Source organism: Polynucleobacter sp. AP-Capit-er-40B-B4, from assembly GCF_018882245.1.
GTDB lineage: Bacteria > Pseudomonadota > Gammaproteobacteria > Burkholderiales > Burkholderiaceae > Polynucleobacter.
Genome location: NZ_JACVOV010000001.1, coordinates 913,268 through 928,762, shown reverse-complemented (window position 1 = coordinate 928,762; position 15,495 = coordinate 913,268). Strand labels below are relative to the sequence as shown.

General features: G+C 45.9%; 17 protein-coding genes. All 17 read left to right on the top strand.

Going from position 1 to position 15,495, the window contains the following annotated elements; genetic code table 11:
• The first annotated feature begins 1 nt into the window (after position 1).
• The 17 genes from gyrB to ICN19_RS04650 all read left to right on the top strand — a co-directional run bounded on the left by gyrB (position 2) and on the right by ICN19_RS04650 (position 15,495).
• Complete coding sequence (gene gyrB / locus ICN19_RS04730; RefSeq protein ID WP_216245939.1) at positions 2 to 2,500, top strand: DNA topoisomerase (ATP-hydrolyzing) subunit B; 2,499 nt, start codon at positions 2 to 4, stop codon at positions 2,498 to 2,500.
• A gap of 2 nt (positions 2,501 to 2,502) precedes the next feature.
• Positions 2,503 to 2,997, top strand: coding sequence for an SET domain-containing protein (locus ICN19_RS04725; RefSeq protein WP_216245938.1), 495 nt, complete (start codon positions 2,503 to 2,505; stop codon positions 2,995 to 2,997).
• Positions 2,998 to 3,005: 8 nt separating this feature from the next.
• The gene (locus ICN19_RS04720; RefSeq protein WP_216245937.1) at positions 3,006 to 3,221 is read left to right on the top strand and encodes a DUF3717 domain-containing protein; all 216 of its coding nucleotides are present in this window, start codon (positions 3,006 to 3,008) and stop codon (positions 3,219 to 3,221) included.
• A 106-nt stretch (positions 3,222 to 3,327) separates the two neighbouring features.
• The gene (locus ICN19_RS04715) at positions 3,328 to 4,095 is read left to right on the top strand and encodes an ABC transporter ATP-binding protein (RefSeq protein WP_216245936.1); all 768 of its coding nucleotides are present in this window, start codon (positions 3,328 to 3,330) and stop codon (positions 4,093 to 4,095) included.
• On the top strand, positions 4,092 to 4,796 hold the full coding sequence (locus ICN19_RS04710) for an ABC transporter ATP-binding protein (protein ID WP_216245935.1): 705 nt from the start codon (positions 4,092 to 4,094) through the stop codon (positions 4,794 to 4,796). The genes ICN19_RS04715 and ICN19_RS04710 overlap by 4 nt, the downstream gene beginning before the upstream one ends.
• A gap of 22 nt (positions 4,797 to 4,818) precedes the next feature.
• On the top strand, positions 4,819 to 6,045 hold the full coding sequence (locus ICN19_RS04705; RefSeq protein ID WP_216184962.1) for an ABC transporter substrate-binding protein: 1,227 nt from the start codon (positions 4,819 to 4,821) through the stop codon (positions 6,043 to 6,045).
• Positions 6,046 to 6,061: 16 nt separating this feature from the next.
• A complete protein-coding gene (locus ICN19_RS04700; protein ID WP_068320040.1) occupies positions 6,062 to 6,982 on the top strand; it encodes a branched-chain amino acid ABC transporter permease in 921 nt (306 codons plus the stop codon).
• Between the two features lie 2 nt (positions 6,983 to 6,984).
• A complete protein-coding gene (locus tag ICN19_RS04695) occupies positions 6,985 to 7,914 on the top strand; it encodes a branched-chain amino acid ABC transporter permease (RefSeq protein ID WP_216245934.1) in 930 nt (309 codons plus the stop codon).
• Between the two features lie 124 nt (positions 7,915 to 8,038).
• On the top strand, positions 8,039 to 8,776 hold the full coding sequence (locus ICN19_RS04690; RefSeq protein WP_216245933.1) for a TSUP family transporter: 738 nt from the start codon (positions 8,039 to 8,041) through the stop codon (positions 8,774 to 8,776).
• Positions 8,777 to 8,882: 106 nt separating this feature from the next.
• The gene (gene mnmG / locus ICN19_RS04685) at positions 8,883 to 10,805 is read left to right on the top strand and encodes a tRNA uridine-5-carboxymethylaminomethyl(34) synthesis enzyme MnmG (protein WP_216245932.1); all 1,923 of its coding nucleotides are present in this window, start codon (positions 8,883 to 8,885) and stop codon (positions 10,803 to 10,805) included.
• A complete protein-coding gene (rsmG, locus tag ICN19_RS04680) occupies positions 10,798 to 11,466 on the top strand; it encodes a 16S rRNA (guanine(527)-N(7))-methyltransferase RsmG (protein WP_216245931.1) in 669 nt (222 codons plus the stop codon). Before mnmG ends, rsmG begins: the two co-directional genes overlap by 8 nt.
• A gap of 18 nt (positions 11,467 to 11,484) precedes the next feature.
• Positions 11,485 to 12,255 (top strand): ParA family protein, encoded by a 771-nt coding sequence (locus ICN19_RS04675; RefSeq protein ID WP_216245930.1) that lies wholly within the window; start codon positions 11,485 to 11,487, stop codon positions 12,253 to 12,255.
• 23 nt (positions 12,256 to 12,278) lie between these two features.
• The gene (locus ICN19_RS04670; protein WP_216245929.1) at positions 12,279 to 13,169 is read left to right on the top strand and encodes a ParB/RepB/Spo0J family partition protein; all 891 of its coding nucleotides are present in this window, start codon (positions 12,279 to 12,281) and stop codon (positions 13,167 to 13,169) included.
• Positions 13,170 to 13,238: 69 nt separating this feature from the next.
• On the top strand, positions 13,239 to 13,733 hold the full coding sequence (locus tag ICN19_RS04665; RefSeq protein ID WP_216245928.1) for an ATP synthase subunit I: 495 nt from the start codon (positions 13,239 to 13,241) through the stop codon (positions 13,731 to 13,733).
• A 40-nt stretch (positions 13,734 to 13,773) separates the two neighbouring features.
• Entirely contained in the window at positions 13,774 to 14,649 is an 876-nt protein-coding gene (gene atpB / locus ICN19_RS04660; RefSeq protein WP_216245927.1) for a F0F1 ATP synthase subunit A, read from the top strand.
• Between the two features lie 45 nt (positions 14,650 to 14,694).
• A complete protein-coding gene (gene atpE / locus ICN19_RS04655) occupies positions 14,695 to 14,961 on the top strand; it encodes a F0F1 ATP synthase subunit C (protein WP_012357116.1) in 267 nt (88 codons plus the stop codon).
• A gap of 63 nt (positions 14,962 to 15,024) precedes the next feature.
• On the top strand, positions 15,025 to 15,495 hold the full coding sequence (locus tag ICN19_RS04650; RefSeq protein ID WP_068320057.1) for a F0F1 ATP synthase subunit B: 471 nt from the start codon (positions 15,025 to 15,027) through the stop codon (positions 15,493 to 15,495).

The window sequence follows — 15,495 nt, the reverse complement described above, 5'->3', positions numbered from 1 at the left end:
AATGACTGAAGAAAAAAAAGTAGTAGAGCAGTACGGCGCTGCATCGATTCAAATCCTAGAGGGTCTTGAGGCTGTTCGTAAACGTCCTGGTATGTACATTGGAGATACCTCTGATGGAACCGGCTTACACCATCTCGTTTTTGAAGTGTTGGATAACTCAATTGATGAAGCTTTAGCAGGGTATTGCTCCGAAATTACCGTAGTTATTCAAACTGATAACTCAATTTCTATTGTTGATAACGGGCGCGGTGTTCCTACAGGCATTAAATACGACGATAAGCATGAGCCCAAGCGAAGTGCTGCTGAAATCGTTATGACTGAACTACATGCTGGTGGTAAGTTCGATCAAAACAGTTATAAAGTTTCTGGTGGTCTACACGGCGTAGGTGTTAGTTGTGTAAACGCATTATCCAAATGGTTAAAGTTAACTATTCGTCGTGACGGCAAAGCGCATTACATGGAATTTGCGCGCGGTGTTATTCAAAACCGTAATGTTGTTGATGAAAATGGTGTTTTAGTTTCCCCAATCACCGTTACAGGTGATACAGAGCTTTCTGGAACTGAAGTTCACTTCTTAGCTGATGAAGAAATTTTTGGAAACGTAGAGTTCCATTATGAAATTTTGGTAAAGCGCATTCGTGAGCTCTCTTTCTTAAATAACGGCGTTCATATCAAATTGATTGATCAACGCACAGGTCAAGAAGAAGACTTCGCCTTCTCTGGCGGTGTTAAAGGGTTTGTTGAGTACATCAATCAAACTAAAAACGTTTTACATCCCAATATTTTTTATGCAGAAGGTGTTCGTCCCTCTGATCTCGGTGGGCAAATCACTGCCGAAGTCTCAATGCAGTGGAATGACAGCTTTAGTGAACAAGTGCTTTGTTTTACTAATAACATTCCGCAACGCGATGGCGGAACCCACTTAACTGGTTTGCGCGCAGCAATGACTCGTGTCATTAATAAATATATTGATGAAAACGAAGTTGCTAAGAAAGCAAAAGTAGAAATTTCAGGTGATGATATGCGCGAAGGCTTGGCCTGCGTTTTATCAGTAAAGGTGCCAGAACCAAAATTCTCCAGTCAAACCAAAGATAAGTTGGTTTCAAGTGAGGTTCGTGGACCAGTAGAGGAAATTGTTGCTGAGGCTTTAAGTGCTTATTTGCAAGAGCGCCCAGCAGACGCAAAGATTTTGTGCGGCAAGATTGTTGACGCAGCCCGTGCTCGTGAGGCCGCGCGCAAAGCGCGCGATATGACTCGTCGCAAGGGCGCATTAGATGGACTGGGTTTGCCTGGAAAGTTAGCTGATTGCCAAGAAAAAGACCCATCAAAATCTGAATTATTTATTGTTGAGGGTGATTCTGCGGGTGGATCTGCTAAGCAGGGGCGCGATCGTCGCTTCCAAGCAATTCTTCCTTTAAAAGGCAAAATTCTTAACGTTGAAAAAGCCCGCTTTGACAAAATGCTTGCAAGCCAAGAGGTAGTTACCTTAATAACCGTTCTTGGTACGGGCATTGGGATTGAAGAATACAAAGCAGACAAACTCCGTTATCACCGTATCATCATCATGACCGACGCGGACGTTGACGGCAGTCACATTCGTACGCTCCTATTAACCTTCTTCTATAGACAGATGCCTGAGTTAATTGAGCGCGGCCATATTTATATTGCTCAACCACCGCTTTACAAAGTGAAGTTTGGTAAGAGCGAGCAATACATTAAAGATGACAATGAGCTAAACCAATTGTTATTGAAGATTGCTCTTGAAACCGCCTCTCTACAAACACCTTCCGGCGAAGTTATTGAAGGCGACGCATTAAATGAGTTGGCAAAACACTATCAAGTGATCCAGTCGATTGTTGACCGACTATCGCGCACCATTGATGAAGACGCCTTGCGCGCCATTGCTTCGGGCACTTCGTTAAATCTGGACACTGAAAAATCTGCAAATGAATCCGCTGATCGTTTAAGACAGGCTCTTGCTGATTCCTTAAACCCGTTGGCTGTGGCACCAGAAATTATTGTGCAAAAGGAAGACCGCACAGAGCGTTTCCGGTTACTACTCTCCCGCCGAATTCATGGAAACCTAAAACTGTCTTCCATCAACTCTGACTTTGTGCATGGCGATGATTACCAAAGCCTTGCAAATGCGGCCGCCGTTTTATCTGGCAAAGTTGTTTCGGGATCCAAGGTTCGTCGCGGTGATCCAGATAAAAACCAAAAAGAGCAAACCATTAGCGACTTTAGGGCTGCTTTTGCTTGGTTGTTGTCTGAAGCAGAGCGCGTATTAAGTCGTCAACGCTACAAAGGTCTTGGCGAGATGAATCCATCGCAGCTATGGGAAACCACCATGGATGCAAGCTCAAGAACGCTTTTGCAAGTAAAGATTGAAGATGCGATTGCTGCAGACCAAGTCTTTACAACATTAATGGGGGATGAGGTTGAACCTCGTCGTGCGTTTATTGAAAAGAACGCCCTGATTGCTCGTAACTTAGACGTTTAAAAATGGCTGACAAAAAACAAAAACCGCCAAAGGTGGATAGATCTTCTATTGTTGTTAAATCCTCCCCAATTCATGGCAAAGGTGTTTTTGTTGCGAAGCCAATTAAAAAGGGTGAAGCAATCATTGAATATAAGGGTGAGCGCATTAGTTGGAAGTTGGCTGAAAAGCGTCATCCACATGATCCCAAAGACCCCAACCATACCTTTTACTTTTCATTAGAAGATGGTCGCGTTATCGATGCCAAGTATGGCGGCAATGCTGCGCGTTGGATCAATCACTCCTGCAAACCCAGTTGCGAAACCCGAGAAGATGCTTTCGATGGCGAGCCAAGAGTGTTTATTTACGCAAAGCGCGCCCTCAAAGTTGGCGAAGAGTTGTTTTATGACTATTCACTAGATATTGAGGGAAAAATTACCAAGCAAATGAAAAAAGACTATGAGTGCCGTTGTGGTGCCAAAAACTGTCGCGGCACCATGTTGGCAACAAAAGAGAAGTAAAAATTCCTATGCTGTTTGTAACAATTCAAGAGTTAGAGGCGGCAATCAATTATTGGCGTAGCCAACCACCTTCAGAGGGTGACGAGTTGCGACTTTGTCCTGAGGCCTCAGCTCTAGCTAAGCCTTATGCGTTGATGATTGTGCAGGGCGCTCAACGGGTCCCGGTTGATGTTCTCGATGACATGGCTCGTTCTGCAATTCAACAATTTCAAAAAATAGCTTAAACATTTTTTGTTTGTCTTCCCCAAGCCGTTTAGGGTTATTGCTATATATAGCGAAGCTATCTTGGAGTATCCTCGTATTCTTGCTCCCAAGTAGGGGGTAGAGGGTATGAGATTGCAAGAAATAATATTAAAAACAATTGGACTGGGAAAATCATTTAAGGGGTTTTCTGCGGTCACCGATGTGAACCTGGACGTCACCCGGGGAACCATTCATGCTTTGATTGGGCCTAATGGCGCCGGCAAAACTACCTGCTTTAACTTGCTCACTAAATTTTTAGAGCCTAGTAGCGGCCAAATCTTATTTAATGGTTTTGATATTACTAAAGAGGCCCCAGCTCAAATTGCACGACGCGGCGTCATTCGATCCTTTCAAATTTCAGCGGTTTTCCCGCACCTAACAGTCCTTGAGAATGTTCGTGTTGCACTGCAGCGAGGATTGGGAACCGAGTTTCATTTTTGGAGGTCTGGCAACTCTTTAAATGTTTTAAACGAGCGCGCCCTGGAGCTTCTTCATGAGGTTGGGTTGGAAGATTTTGCGCACGAAGAAACCTTAAATCTGGCTTATGGCCGCAAGAGGGCGCTCGAAATTGCAACCACATTGGCTATGGAGCCGGAGCTAATGCTCTTGGATGAGCCAACCCAGGGCATGGGCCATGAGGATGTGGAGCGCGTAACCGAATTAATTGATCGTGTGGCCAAAGGGCGCACCATCTTGATGGTCGAACACAATATGAAAGTTGTTTCCTCTATTGCAGATCGAATCACAGTGTTGCAGCGCGGCTCAGTTTTGGCCGAAGGTTCTTATCACGAGGTTTCTAACAACCCATTGGTTGTTGAGGCCTACATGGGAAGCCATGGGGGAGACAACCTATGAGCACCATGGCATTAGAGGTTAAAAATCTAGAGTCTTGGTATGGCGAATCACACATTTTGCACGGCGTAAATTTTGCCGTTCGAGATGGAGAGGTGATCACCTTGCTTGGAAGAAATGGTGCCGGAAGAAGCACCATTCTCAAAACCATTCTTGGCTTAACCAGCAAGAGAACTGGTTCGATAGAGATTTATGGCACACAAACGATTGCGATGCCCACCTACAAGATCGCGCGCTTGGGTGTAGGTTTTTGCCCCGAAGAAAGAGGAATTTTTGCAAGCTTAAGCACCGAAGAGAATTTGTTGCTTTTGCCGGAGATCGCTCCTGGCGGCATGGGTTTGGATGAGATTTATGAGATGTTCCCAAATCTTTACGAACGACGCAATAGTCCGGGCACTCGATTGTCGGGGGGCGAGCAGCAAATGCTAGCAATGGCTCGCATTCTGAGAACCGGCGCAAAACTTTTGCTGCTTGATGAAATTACCGAAGGTTTGGCTCCGGTTATTGTGCAAAAGCTTGGCGAAGTTGTAACCAGTCTGCGCAACAAGGGCTTCACCATTGTTTTGGTTGAGCAGAATTTCCGTTTTGCGGCACCTTTGGCTGATCGCCACTATGTTGTTGAGCATGGAAATGTGGTTGAGGTTGTAAAGCAGAATGAGCTTGCTGAAAAAGCAGCTTTATTAAATGAGTATCTTGGTGTTTAGTGGATTTCTATAGGAGATGGCAATGAAGTTAAAGCAAATAACCGCGTGTCTGGTTGCGGCGACCATGTTTGGTTCAAACCCAGTGTTTGCGCAAAGCGCACCGAAGGTTAGTGGCGATGTTATTAAGATTGGTGTGTTGACCGACCTTTCCTCAACCTATTCTGACTTGGCTGGTCCAGGCGCCGTAATTGCAGCAAAGATGGCGATTGCTGACTTCTCAAAAGACGGCACTGTTATTGGTAAAAAGATTGAGCTTGTTAGCGCAGATCACCAGAACAAAGCTGATATTGCCGCAAACAAGGCTCGCGAATGGTATGACAAAGATGGTGTTGACGTTATTGTTGAGTTGGTTTCAACCAACGTTGCGTTGGCTGTAATGGAAGTTGCTGAACAAAAGAACAAGATTACTTTGGTTTCTGGCGCAGCTTCTTTGCCAATCACCAACGAGAAATGTACTGCCAATAACGTTCATTGGACCTACGACACCTATGCGCTTTCTAACGGCACAGCTAAAGCAGTTGTAAAGCAAGGCAAAAAGAATTGGTACTTCCTTACTGCTGACTACGCATTCGGCGCGGCTTTGGAAAAAGACTCAACCAACGTTGTTAATGCGAACGGCGGCAAGGTTTTAGGAACCAGCAAGCACCCATTCCCAAACAGCGACTTTTCTTCCTACCTATTGAAGGCGCAAGCTAGTGGTGCTGACGTAGTTGCTTTGGCAAACGCCGGTCAAGACACCATCAACAGTGTTAAGCAGGCCTCTGAGTTTGGTATCAATAAAAAGCAAACCGTTGTGCCTTTGTTGATGTTTATTACCGATGTTCACTCTTTGGGCTTAAATGCTGCTCAAGGCATGTACCTCACAGAAGGTTTTTACTGGGATAAAGACGACAAGACTCGTGCTTTTGCAAAACGCTTTATCTTGCAACATAAGCGTATGCCTTCCAGCGTTCAGGCTGGTGTTTACTCATCCGTTCTTGCTTATTTGAATGCTGTACAAAAAGCTGGCACCGATGACACCCAGGCGGTGATGAAGGCTTTGAAGTCTACAAACATTGATGATGGTTTGTTCAAAGGCAAGATTCGTGCTGACGGCAAGTTTGAGCATGATATGTATTTGCTAGAAGTGAAGAAGCCGGCTGACTCTAAGAGCCCATGGGACTATTACAACGTTAAGGCAGTTATTCCTGCTGCTGAAGCAACTCAACCACTTTCATTGTCACGATGCAAGCTGGTTACTAACAAGTAATTGATCTCTATTAAGTATGTTTGAACTTCTTGGAATTACCCCTCAAGGGCTGGTTGCCCAGCTCTTGGTGGGGCTTATTAATGGCTCTTTCTATGCCATATTGAGTTTGGGATTGGCCATTATTTTTGGCCTTCTCAACATCATTAATTTTGCGCATGGTGCTCAGTACACCATGGGTGCATTTATTGCTTGGATTGGTTTAACTCAAATTAGCCAATGGCTTGGCTTTCCTGAGCTATCAATCAATTATTGGTTTGCATTAATTGTTGTTCCGCTGGTTTTGGCGGGCTTTGGTTTAATTCTTGAGCGCACCATGTTGCGCCGCTTGTATCACTTAGACCATCTATATGGTCTTTTGCTGACCTTTGGTCTAGCACTCATTATTGAGGGCATGTTCCGTCACTGGTACGGAATCTCTGGTGAGAGCTATCCAGCCCCAGAGATGTTGCAGGGCGCCATTCCGTTGGAGTCTCTCGGTATTATTTTGCCGAAATATCGTGTGTGGGTGGTAATTATCTCTCTCGTAGTTTGTTTCTCCACTTGGTATGTCATTGAAAGAACAAAGTTAGGCGCCTATTTGCGCGCCGGAACCGAAAATCCTAAATTACTACAGGCCTTCGGTATTAATGTTCCCTTAATGATTTCTTTGGCTTACGCCTATGGCGTCGGCTTGGCTGGTTTTGCTGGTGTTTTAGCGGCCCCTATTTTTCAAGTAAACCCACTAATGGGTTCCAATCTCATCATTGTTGTTTTTGCGGTGGTGGTGATTGGCGGCATGGGCTCTATCATGGGCGCCATCTTGACTGGTTTGGGTTTAGGCTTGATTGAAGGTTTGACCAAAGTCTTTTATCCAGAAGCTTCTGGCGTTGTGATTTTTGTGATCATGGCAATTGTTTTATTGGTTCGTCCTGCTGGACTGTTTGGGCGGGAGAAATAAGCATGAATCCAAAAACAAAATTACTTTATGGAATTTTGGTCCTTATTGGACTGTTATTGCCGTTCCAAGATTTTATTTACCTCGTGTTTGCGATGAAGGTTTTATGTTTCGCATTGTTCGCATGCGCATTTAATTTACTTCTAGGTTTTACAGGTTTGCTGTCATTTGGCCACGCTGCATTCTTTGGAACAGCTGCTTACATCACCGCTTACTTTTGCAAAGAAGCAGGCCTTTCTCCTGAGTTGGGCATTATCTTGGGCGTTCTTGGTTCCGGAGTTCTGGGTTTCTTAATTGGTGCTCTGGCTATTCGTAGGCAAGGAATTTATTTCGCGATGGTGACCTTGGCGCTTTCGCAAATGATTTATTTTTTAGCCGTTCAACTTCCCTTTACTGGTGGTGAGGATGGTATTCAGGGCGTACCTCGCGGAATGCTATTTGGTCTGATCGACTTAAAAAATGACGTTGCGATGTACTACTTTGTGCTGGCCGTTTTCTTGTTTGGTTTTGCTTTGATCATGCGCGCGGTTCACTCCCCATTCGGTCAGGTGCTCAAAGCTATTCGTGAAAATGAGCCGCGTGCAATTTCTTTGGGTTATGACGTCGATCGATTTAAATTAATGTCGTTCGTTATTTCTGCGGCGCTAGCTGGCCTCGCTGGTTCAATGAAGTCTTTAGTGTTTCAGTTGGCAACGCTTACTGACGTTCATTGGCACATGTCGGGTGAAGTTGTGTTGATGACTTTGCTCGGAGGAATGGGAACCATTCTTGGCCCAGTAGTAGGCGCAGGAATTGTGGTTGGTTTGCAAAATTATCTAGCCAACATTGGATCTTGGAGCACAATTGCTACCGGATTTATTTTTGTAATTTGCGTTCTAGCCTTCCGTCGTGGCGTTGTTGGTGAAATCGCTGCGCACTTCAAAAACAAAAACTAATTTTTGTTTTTTCCTTTTATTATTTGGTTTTAGTGTGACGTCAATTTTTAATTGCGTCATACTCATTTAATTAAAAGAGACTCTCATCGAATTTTCAATTTACATCTGGCCGTTGCTTCTAGCGATGGCTTTTTTTGCCGGGCTGGTTGATGCGGTGGCTGGCGGTGGCGGCCTCATTCAGGTCCCCGCCCTTTTTGCAGCCTATCCAGATGCGCCACCAGCAACCTTGCTCTCAACCAACAAGGTGTCAGCAGTTGGCGGCACGCTCAACGCTGCGCGTAGATATTTACGACATGTGTCTTTGCCTTGGGCTGTTGTTGGGCCTGCAATTGTTGCGGGTTTTGTTGGTTCGTTGTTGGGTGCTAATGCGGTAAGTAACTTTCCCGCAGAGCCGCTTCGTAAGGCTTTGCCATTTGTATTGTTATTTCTGTTGTTGTACACCTGGTTTCAGCCTTCGCTCGGTGAGGCTCATGCGCCAAAAATCCTCGGACGTTTTCAGCAGCTTAAAGCGACAATTCTTGGTTTAACTATCGGTTTTTATGATGGCTTCTTTGGTCCCGGCACGGGCAGCTTCTTATTGTTTGGATTTGTTCGATTCTTCAGCTTTGATTTTTTGCATGCTTCTGCTGCAACAAAGCTGGTGAACGTTGCAACCAATCTGGCGGCTATTTTGATGTTGGCAAGCCTGGGGCAAATTAATTGGGCCCTTGGGTTTGCCATGATGGTTGCCAATATTGCTGGCAGTCAGTTTGGAAGTCGTTTGGCAATCAAGCATGGCAGCACCTTTGTTAGAAAGGCTTTTTTAGTTATCGTGAGCGTACTAATTTTGAAGTCTGCCTGGGATGCTTATTTTTCCAATTAAATCAATTACTTAGAAATAAACGTTTTGATTTTCTAGAAATTTATGATGTTTTGTTTCACGTGAAACAAACAAAATGCTATGATCATCGCCCTATCTGAGGCAAATCATGCGTTATTCCAAAAATTTCGATGTCATTGTGGTTGGTGGCGGTCATGCTGGGACTGAGGCTGCCCTTGCCTCAGCTCGCATGGGTTGCGACACGCTACTAATTACCCATAGCATCGAAAACTTGGGGGCGATGAGTTGCAACCCCTCCATCGGCGGGATTGGTAAAGGCCACTTAGTAAAAGAGATTGATGCAATGGGTGGTGCGATGGCTGCCGCCACAGACGAGGCTGGCATCCAGTTTCGAATCCTGAATTCAAGCAAAGGCCCTGCTGTAAGGGCCACCCGTGCCCAGGGCGATCGTGTTCTATATAAAGCTGCCATTCGCCGTCGCCTAGAAAATCAACCCAACTTAAGCCTATTTCAAGCTGCTGTTGATGACCTGTTGGTTAAGGGCGATGAGGTGCAGGGCGTTGTTACGCAAATGGGTCTGGAGTTTATGGCCAAAAAGGTGGTGCTTACGGCGGGTACCTTTTTGGATGGCAAGATCCACGTTGGATTAAATAATTATGCTGGCGGTCGTGCAGGTGATCCGGCAGCGCTTTCTTTGTCGGCTAGGTTAAAAGAGCTAAAACTTCCTCAGGGCAGGCTAAAAACTGGCACCCCACCCCGCATTGACGGCAGAACAATCGATTTCTCAGTGATGCTGGAACAGCCTGGGGATTTGGACCCGGTTCCGGTGTTTTCGTATTTAGGCCGCCCTGAACAACATCCTAAACAGGTTCCTTGCTGGATTTCACACACCAATGAGAGAACCCACGACATTATTCGGGGTGGTTTGGACCGCTCACCGATGTATACGGGCGTGATTGAGGGTGTTGGTCCGCGCTACTGCCCTTCCATTGAAGATAAGATTCATCGCTTTGCCTCTCGAAACAGTCATCAGATCTTTCTAGAGCCGGAGGGCTTAACAACCAATGAGTTCTATCCAAACGGCATCTCCACTAGCCTGCCTTTTGATGTGCAGTGGGACTTGGTTAGAAGCATTCGGGGCATGGAGTCTGCGGTCATTGTGCGCCCTGGCTATGCCATCGAGTACGACTTCTTTGATCCGCGCCAGTTGCGCCATAGTCTGGAGACTAGGGTTATTGGCGGCCTTTACTTTGCAGGCCAGATCAACGGCACCACAGGTTATGAAGAGGCTGCGGCGCAGGGAATGCTGGCTGGCATCAATGCTGGATTGGCAGCTAAGGGCAAAGAGCCTTGGTTACCTAAGCGTAGCGAGTCTTATATTGGCGTTTTAGTTGATGATCTGATCACTCGCGGGGTTCAAGAACCCTATCGTATGTTTACAAGCCGCGCCGAATATCGTTTGAGCTTGCGCGAAGACAACGCTGATATGCGTTTGACATCCATTGGGCGAGAGTTGGGCTTGGTCGATGACTATCGCTGGGAAGTGTTTTGCAGAAAACAGGAGGCTGTTTCACGTGAAACATCCCGTTTGCAAAATATTTGGGTGGGCCCTAAGAGTGAGGCTGCCCCCTTTGTCTCCCAATTATTAGGGCAAGGCCTTTCCCATGAGTGTAGTTTGGCTGAACTTTTAAGGCGCCCAGGCATTACATATGAGGCAATTACTGCTCTTGGCGATGGAATGTGGGCCCCAGAATCTTTGGATGAAGATCTTGGGTTAGCTGCTCAAATCAGCGACCAAGTAGAGATTTCTGTGAAATATCAGGGCTATATTGAGCGTCAAGCGACCGAAATTGCCCGTCAAGAACACAATGAGACATTCCCTCTCCCGGAATCACTCGATTATTCGCATGTTGTTGGCTTGTCCAAAGAAGTGCAACAAAAGCTTAATTTGCATAAACCAGAAACTTTGGGCCAAGCTGGTCGTATTTCAGGTGTAACTCCCGCAGCCCTCTCCCTCTTGTTGGTGCATCTGAAAAAGGGCTTGGGGCGCACTCAAGAAACGCATGAGTGAGGGGCTTCTTGCTCTAGGAATTGAGGATCTTGGCCTCAAATTAAGCGCGAGCAATGTTGCCGATTTAGAGCTGTTTTTACAAGAAATGGGCCGCTGGAATCAGGTTCATAACCTCACTGCAATTGAGGGGGAAAACGATTCTATTAGGCTCCATCTCATTGATTCTATTGCAGTTTTACCAGTGTTGAGGCAGTTTTTAAAAGGCACTGCACCAAAGATTGCAGACCTAGGGTCGGGTGGCGGCTTGCCGGCGATCCCCATTGCAATTGTTCAGCCGAATTGGCAGCTTTCTTTGATTGAGGCCATACGTAAAAAGACGGCATTCCTGCAGCATGTGCGCGGAAAGCTAAAGCTGAAAAATATTGAAGTGCTCTGTGAGCGAGTAGAAGATGCTGCAGTGCAGCAACCAGCACAATTTGATGCAGTCATTTCTCGTGCATTTACCAATCTTGCACGCTTTTTAGAGTTGTCATTGCCATTTCTAAAGCCTGATGGCTTGGTATTCGCAATGAAGGCTAAACGCGCAGACGATGAAATGAAAGATGTTTCCATGGAGCAGTGGCGTTTGGTCGCCGATGAGCCCCTGCATATTCCCAATTTAGCGGTGGAGCGACGCCTTTTGGTGTTGGCCCCCGTGAGAAAATCCACCCTCACCCCTTAAGTAGACCCAAAAGTAGCTATGGCAAAAATATTCTGTATCGCAAATCAAAAAGGTGGCGTTGGTAAGACCACGACCGCCGTTAATTTGGCCGCAGGCTTGGCGGGGCTGAAACAGCGCGTTTTGTTGGTTGATTTAGACCCCCAAGGCAATGCAACCATGGGTTCCGGAGTTGAAAAGGCAGATTTAAATACCAGTGTCTATCAAGTTTTGATTGGCATGGCGTCGGTTAAGGAATGTGCGCAGCGTTGCGAAAGTTCGGGCTATGACGTATTGCCAGCCAATCGTGATTTAGCTGGCGCTGAAATTGAGTTGGTAGATTTGGATTTACGCGAAGTGCGATTGAAGGATGCGCTTGCGCAGGTCGCTGATGACTACGATTTTATTTTGATTGACTGCCCACCCGCTTTATCTTTGCTAACGCTCAATGGATTGTGCGCAGCAAACGGCGTGATTGTTCCAATGCAATGTGAATATTTTGCATTGGAGGGTTTGTCTGATTTAGTGAACACCATCAAACAAGTGCACGCAAATTTAAATCCAGATTTAGTCATTATTGGTTTGTTGCGCGTGATGTTTGATGCGCGTATGACATTGCAACAGCAAGTTTCCGATCAGTTGCTTGAACACTTTGGCGACAAAGTTTTTAAGACCATTATTCCGCGTAACGTACGCCTCGCCGAAGCCCCATCCTATGGGCTTCCTGGCGTTGCTTTTGATAAGTCATCACGTGGCGCAAAAGCCTATTTAGAGTTTGGCGCTGAGATGGTTGAACGTATTAAGCAGATGTAATTTTTAAAGAGAAAATAGAGAACATGGTTGCTATTAAGAAAAAAGGTTTGGGTAGAGGTCTCGAAGCCCTGCTTGGAGAAAAAACTCAACAAGCCAGCCCGTCAACCGACATTAACCGTCTGCCGCTAACCGCTCTTCAGGCTGGCAAATATCAGCCACGTCAAAAAATGGAAGCAGGCGCTTTACAAGAGTTGGCAGAAAGTATTCGCGAGCAAGGCGTGATGCAACCACTATTGGTTCGTTTGGTCGCCCCTGGCAAATATGAAATCATTGCAGGTGAAAGACGATTTCGTGCCGCTACTATTGCCGGTTTAAAAGAAGTTCCTGTTTTAGTTTCTGGCGCTGATGATCAAGCTGCCGCAGCAATGGCCTTGGTCGAAAATATGCAGCGCGAGGATTTAAACCCCCTCGAAGAATCTCAGGGTCTGGCTCGGTTGATCGAGGAGTTTGGCTTTACGCATGAGCAGGCCGCAAAGGCAGTGGGCAAATCCCGCAGCGCCATTACCAATTTGCTGCGCCTAGCCCAGCTGGCAAAGCCAGTCCAGGCCATGCTACTAGCTGGCGACATAGATATGGGCCACGCCCGTGCGCTACTCCCTCTCCCAGGCTCTAGCCAGGTTGCGCTAGCCCAAAGAATCTCTGCTCAAGGCTTATCTGTCCGTGAAGCCGAAAGAATGACGGCTGCTTTGGTGATTGCTGGCGGCCAAATAGGCGACAAAAAAGCCAAAAGTAAGCCTGGTAGCTCAGCAAAGAATGCCGATCCCGATATGCAGCGTTTAACCCAGGAAATAGCGGATTTGATTGGTTTGAGCACGGAATTTAAGCTCAAAGGCAAAGGTGGAGAGCTCAGAATTCGCTTTAGCCAATTCGACGAGCTAGATTCTTTGTTAAAAAAGTTGGGCGTTGAGTCATAAATAAGGGCAAAAAATGTCCCCAAATCCTTTGACATATTGCAGTGCACACATTAAACTTTCGGGGCTAAATTGATTCCTCAAAAAAATCAATTTTCCGAGGTAAATGAGTGGGGTGAGCCCGAAGAAGAAGTCATTCGGGTCTACAGCAAGGAAGAAATTGTTGCGTTGCAGCAGAATAATGCAGCAAAGTACCGAGCCCTTTCACCTTGGAAGATAGTGTTGGCCCAAATGTTGATTACAGCTATCAGCATGGTGTTTTGGTCAATTTTTGGGGAGCCGGTAGGGGTAAGCCTTTATACTCAGTCGGCGTTTTTAGGTGGTTTAATTAGCGTCTTGCCTGCAACCCTGTTTTTAATAAGGTTAGAGTTGGCAAAAAAATCGCAAATATTGAATCCAGGAAGATTTTTAGCGGCATTAGTTTCAGGCGAATTTATCAAAATCGTCGTGACCTTAATGTTGTTTATTGGGATTGCGTATTTAGTCCCAGGCGTGCTTTGGGTCCCTTTGCTGGTGACTTATTTGCTTGCCTTGAAGTGTGTTTGGCTGGCGTGGTTGTGGCGCTAAGTAGTGACAATTGAGATTGAAACAAAGGACTAGTTAAGAGATGTCTAGCGAAGTAAACCAAGCCCACGGGGCAGCAGAACAAATGACGCCAACAGCGTACATTTCAGAGCACTTACAAAACCTCAACAACTCAGGTGGACCACAGACGTCCATCATTGATTTCAGCATTATCAATTTAGACACCATTTTTTGGGCATCCCTCATGGGCTTGCTCACTGTATTTATTTTGTTGATTGCAGCGCGTCGCGCAACTCCAGGTGTGCCAGGTCGTTTCCAGTGCTTTGTAGAAATGATTGTTGAAATGGCAGAGACACAATCTAAGAGCATTGTTCATGGTGATCGTTCTTACATTGCCCCACTTGCGCTATTTGTATTCTTTTGGATCATCTTGCTCAACACCTTGGACTTAGTGCCGGTGGATTGGGTGTTGGGTGTAAATCATTTCATTGAAAGTTTTGGCGTGCACGTACCACACCATAAAGTTGTTCCGACAACTGACCTCAATGCAACGATGGGCATGTCTATGTCTGTCTTACTCTTAGTTTTCTTTTATAGCTTCAAAGTAAAAGGTTTTGGCGGCTTCTTGCATGAACTCGTTTCTGCCCCGTTTGGCGCGAAATGGTACTTGGCCCCATTTAATCTTGCTTTGAACATCATCGAATATCTTGCTAAAGGTGTTTCATTGGGAATGCGACTTTTCGGCAACATGTATGCCGGCGAGCTGGTTTTCTTATTGATCGCATTGCTAGGTAGTGTGTGGACATTTAATTTAGATTTATCCCTGTTCGGATTGGTGGGCCATGTTATTGCTGGATCAGCTTGGGCCATCTTCCACATTTTGGTTATTTTGTTGCAAGCCTTTATTTTCATGATGTTGACCTTGGTCTACATCGGGCAAGCGCATAGCCATCACTAAGATTTTTATTTTTAACTTATCTCTTTAACTTCAGGAGTCAGCAACATGCAACAATTTCTCGCAAACATTCAAGGTTTCACAGCAATCGCTATCGGCATCATCATCGGCCTCGGCGCGATCGGTGCTTGTTTAGGTATTGCATTGATGGGCGGCAAGTACATCGAAGCTTGTGCACGTCAACCAGAATTGATGGAGCCACTCCAAACTAAGATGTTCCTTTTGGCTGGTTTGATCGACGCTGCGTTCTTGATCGGCGTTGGTGTTGCAATGTTGTTTGCTTTCGCAAACCCACTGCTCGCAGTTATTAAGTAATTGTTTTGGCGTGGATGACCAAAGGGTCATCCAACTGTTCTCAACAATACTGAAAGGAATATCGTGAATCTGAACGCGACCCTATTCGCGCAAATGATCGTTTTCTTCGTCTTATGGTGGGTTGTTGCACGCTTTGTGTGGCCACCACTTGTTAAGGCGTTAGATGAGCGTTCAAGCAAAATTGCTGATGGTTTAGCTGCTGCCGAGCGCGGTAAAGAAGCACTCGCATTAGCCAGCAATGAAGCTGAGCAAGAATTAACTAAAGCACGCCAAGAAGGTGTTCAACGTGTTGCCGAAGCTGAAAAACGTGCACAAATGTCAGCCGATGAAATTCGCGCTAACGCACAAGCTGAAGCGGCTCGAATCATTTCTCAAGCTAAGCAAGACGCAGATCAACAAGTAACGCGCGCTCGTGAAGTGCTGCGTGCCGAAGTTGCTGTTCTCGCTGTTAAAGGCGCTGAGCAAATTTTGCGTCGCGAGATTGATGCAAAAGCCCACGGCCAATTGCTTGATCAACTAAAGGCAGAACTTTGA